The organism is Streptomyces mutomycini (genome assembly GCF_001700505.1).
Lineage (GTDB): Bacteria > Actinomycetota > Actinomycetes > Streptomycetales > Streptomycetaceae > Streptomyces > Streptomyces mutomycini.
Genome location: NZ_MAPV01000255.1, coordinates 1 through 4,030, shown reverse-complemented (window position 1 = coordinate 4,030; position 4,030 = coordinate 1). Strand labels below are relative to the sequence as shown.

Sequence of the window (4,030 nt, the reverse complement as noted above, 5' to 3'; positions counted from 1 at the left end):
CACCCCGACCCCAGTACCTCCCGCGCCGGAGGAGCCACCGCCACCGCAGGAGCCGCCGCCCGCGCCGGTGGTCTACCAGGTGAACGAGCTGGCGTACTCCGTCACCGGTGACCACACCGGTCCCGAGGTCCTGCTCGGCGGCAGCAGCGGTGTGTTCTGGCAGCGCCGAGGGCTGTCGATCGCCGCGACGACGTACGACCACGGTGTGACCGCCCCCTCCCGCTCGTCGGTCACCGTCCAGCTCAACCGGACGTGCACCAGCTACGACGCGATGGCGGGGGTCGACGACCTGACCCTGGGGCTCGGCGCCGTGCGTTTCTCGGTGTACGACGGCGAAGGGGCGCGGCTGTGGCGGTCCCCGGTGGTGCGGGGCGGTGAGCCAGCCGTACCGGTGAGCGTCGGCCTCGAGGGCGCGAAGACGATCCGGCTCGTCGTGGAGCCGTCGGGACCGCTCGGCGGGGTCGCGCTGGCCGACTGGGCCCAATCGCGCATCAGCTGCCGCTGAGCTCCGCGGCGACACATCTCGGGACGCCCGAGGCCGCTCGGAACGTCGGGGCGAGGGCGGCGGGCAGGGTGTGTGTGCGGCCACGCACCGCCGCCTCCTCCGGCACGGAGACGAGTGCGACGGCAGCCCTTACGCCTGCAGGGTGCGGCGGGCCGGGACGACGCCGCCCGCCACCGCTCGCTGCCGTGGGGCCGCCGTGCCGGTCCAGCAGGTGCCCCGGCGGGTGACCAGACGGCGGAGCCAGAGTTCCGTGGACGCCAGCTCGGCCAGGCCGTCCAGCGGGAGGGGCTCGCCCTCGGACGCCGCACGAAGCGCCTTGCGTACGACGCGTGCCTCGATCAGGCCCGCGTCGGCGAGCAGCGGGGCGTCGAAGAGGGCCATCAGGTCGGGTAGTGCGGTGCGCAGACCGATGCGTCCTGCGGCGGTCGACGTGGCCTGGGACGGGGTGCCCCAGCCGGGCGGCAGGTCGTGGATGCCGGCGCCCGCGAGGACCCGGCGCAGGATCGCGGCCCGGGCGCCCGGCTGGACCCGGAGCGATTCCGGGAGGGCACGGGCGGCCCGTACGACCTGGTTGTCGAGGTAAGGGGCGTGCAGTCGCTGGCTGCGGATCTCGGCGGCCTGCTCCAGGATCCGCTGGTCGGCCGCGTGCCGGGCCAGCGCCGCGCGGGCCCTGGCCTCGCCCGGCCGCTGGACCGAGGCGGGCCGGATCGCCGCCTCCTGAAGGCGAACCGATACTTCCGCGAGCGCCTCCCCCGTGAGCCAGCGCGCGGCCGGACCGGGCCGGGACCAGGCGAGGGAGGCCAGCGAGGCGTCGGCCGGGGTGTCGAGGCCGGGGGCGTCACGATTGGCGTCGGGCAGCAGGGACGCCGCCGTTTCGAGCCCGGTGCGGTACGACGTACGAGCCAGCTTCCGGGCGGCCCGGTAGACGGCGAGCGGTACGAACAGGGAGTGCGTGGCGGGCCCTTCGGCCCTGGCGAGCGCGGCGACGGGCCGCAGGAGATGGCGTCTGCGCCGGTCCAGGAGGAGGTCGGCCAGCCGTGCGGGGTGCGCGTCCAGGACCTGCCGGGCGCCGTGTCCGACGAAGTGGTCCGCGCTGCCCGCGGCCAGCCGGCGGCGGTGGCGTTCGGCGACGACGAGGGAGGGGGCGGGCTCGTCGGTGAGCGGGCCGCTGTCCAGCGACGCGTACGGGAGGGCCTCCTCGCCCGCCGCCACGACCACATGGTGCAGGCGGGGGTTGGCCGCGATCACCCGGGCGCGCTCCAGCTCGTCCTCGCGGCCCTGTGCGGAGAGGCCCTGTGCGGAGAGGTCGTTGAAGGTGACGGCCAGGAGCCGTTCGCCCGCCCCCGTGCCGTGGCCGAGCACGGTGCCCGGCAGCCCGGGCAGTCCCGAGGCCAGCAGCGCGAGTGTGGCGGAGGCGCTGCCACCGGAGAGGTCCGAGCCGATGCCGGGGACGGGCGCCCCACGGGCCGCGCGGCGTTCGGCCGGCCCCATGCCGGGGACGGGCCCGGGGTCGGGCGGCAGGGTCCCGGGGGCGTGGCGCGGGGCCGTGAGCCGTGCGCGTACGGCTTCGACGAGCGCGTCCCGTACGCCTTCGACCGCGCTCACCGGGTCGGTCTGGGCGGCTGCCACTGCGAGCGAGGCCACCGCCTCGTACCCGGTGATCTCGCGTGAGCCCTCCCGGAGGATCAGTGCGTGACCGGGCGGGATCCGCTTCACCCCCGCGTACGGTGTGCCGTCGCCCAGCGCCTCCGGGGTCTCGGGGCAGGCCAGCAGCGCGGCGAGGTGGCCGATGTCCAGTTGCGCCTCGATGAGGTCGGCGAGCGGGAGGGCGGCGGTGGCGTAGGCGGTTCCGTTGGCCCAGGGCGTGTGGAAGACGGGGCGTGCTCCGGCGAGGTCTCCGGCGACGGTGATGCGACGGCCGATCTGCACGACGGCCGTGTAACTGCCGGACCAGGCGGTGAGATGGCGCAGCGCCCCGCCACGGGCGGCCAGCAGCCCCACGCGGAGCTGTTCGTCGGTGGCCCCGCAGCAGCCGAGGACGGCGAGGCGGGTGACGGGCGCCCCCTCGGGGGTCGCGGCCGTGATGATGCGGATCTCGTCGGGTCGCCAGTCGCCCACGGCCCAGAGCGGATCCGGGTCCCCCCAGAGGAGTTGGGACCCCACCGGATGCACGGTGCGCCCCTCGCCCCGGTGGCCGACCGCGCCCACGGTGCCGAAACTGGCGGCGATACTGCTCCACCCCACCAACCAACGCATCGCCGCCTCCACAGGCTGTGGACGAACCGGCGTACCAGGACACGGGAACGCCGTCGCGGGACATGCTGCCACGACAACGGCGCCCTGGAGGGGGTACGGGCGGCGCACACCGGATGCGCATGCGCCCCTGGCAAAAGCCTGGCCACGGCTCCACGGGGTGGTCCACAACGGAATTGGATCATCCGGGAGTTGCGGCGACCGGCACCGCCGGCGGCCCCTGGCTCGTCCGGGCGGCAGAACAGGCGCGATCAGGCCATAGTCGGGCGGCTGCGCAACGCCCTCCTCGACCGGCGCTATTCAGCCAATCTCCGCTCGCTGCCGGATCGCGCGTTTCGTCCACGGCGACTCGCCGGAGAATCCCCCTTCGCGTGCCTCCCCGAGCTGCGGACAGGACCCCGGCAATGACCGTGGAAACCCCCGCACGCTCCGGCCGAAGTGCGGCGACGTGCGGGCCGGCGCATCCCCCCGGTGCGCCGGCCCACGCGTCGCCGTCTCCGAACCCCGCCCGTGCGGCGCACGGTCCGGGAGGTGTTCGCCACCTCCCGGACCGGTTCGCCGCCCGCGGGGATTGGGGCGGCGTCTCCCCCAGCCCGCCGTGTCCAGTTCGGCGGGCCGACCCACGCAGGGCCCATCGAAGCGCTTGCGCACCGGCCGGGCCAGAGCGCACGGCCGGGCGCACGGCCACACGTCAGGAGCACGGCGCCCACGCTCCGCACCGCACGGACAACATTCCCGCCATACGGAGTTCTGCCCCTTAACGGTGGGGATGGGGCGAACTACGCTGGGTTTACCGATGTTCTCAGCAGGGCGGCATATTCCACGGGGCCTGGCCAAATGCGTGTGCGGCCGGAGTGCCCGGGGCCGGACCTGGGGAGAACACGGTACGAATGCCGCGCGCCTGACGGTGACGCGGCGGCCGTCTGTGTGTCGAGGGGTGACGCATGTCCAGGGAGCAACGCGGGCCGAACGAGAAGCTCGGCACGGTTCTCGCCCTCGCGGGAATCAGCAACGCCGGGCTCGCCCGGCGGGTCAACGACCTCGGAGCGCAGCGCGGTCTGACACTTCGTTACGACAAGACGTCGGTGGCCCGGTGGGTCGCCAAGGGCATGGTGCCGCAGGGCGCGGCGCCCCATCTCATCGCGGCGGCGATAGGGGCCAAACTCGGCCGTCCTGTCCCGCTGCACGAGATCGGGCTCGCCGACGCCGACCCGGCGCCCGAGGTCGGTCTGGCCTTCCCCCGCGACGTGGCCGAGGCGGTGCGGTCGGCGA

The 4,030-nt window shown here is 74.9% G+C and carries 2 protein-coding genes and 1 pseudogene; 2 read left to right on the top strand and 1 reads right to left on the bottom strand.

What is annotated here, in order from left to right:
- Positions 1-505, top strand: a 505-nt coding sequence (locus BFF76_RS28675; protein WP_208604888.1) for an NPCBM/NEW2 domain-containing protein, incomplete at its 5' end; no start/stop codon positions are given.
- 129 nt (positions 506-634) lie between these two features.
- Here the strand turns inward: BFF76_RS28675 and BFF76_RS28670 are convergent.
- Positions 635-2,761, bottom strand: a complete 2,127-nt coding sequence (locus tag BFF76_RS28670; protein WP_107418508.1) for an asparagine synthase-related protein — start codon at positions 2,759-2,761, stop codon at positions 635-637.
- Between the two features lie 941 nt (positions 2,762-3,702).
- Between BFF76_RS28670 and BFF76_RS28665 the strand changes: the two are divergent.
- Positions 3,703-4,030, top strand: a pseudogene (locus tag BFF76_RS28665) (sporulation protein); the annotation flags it as partial.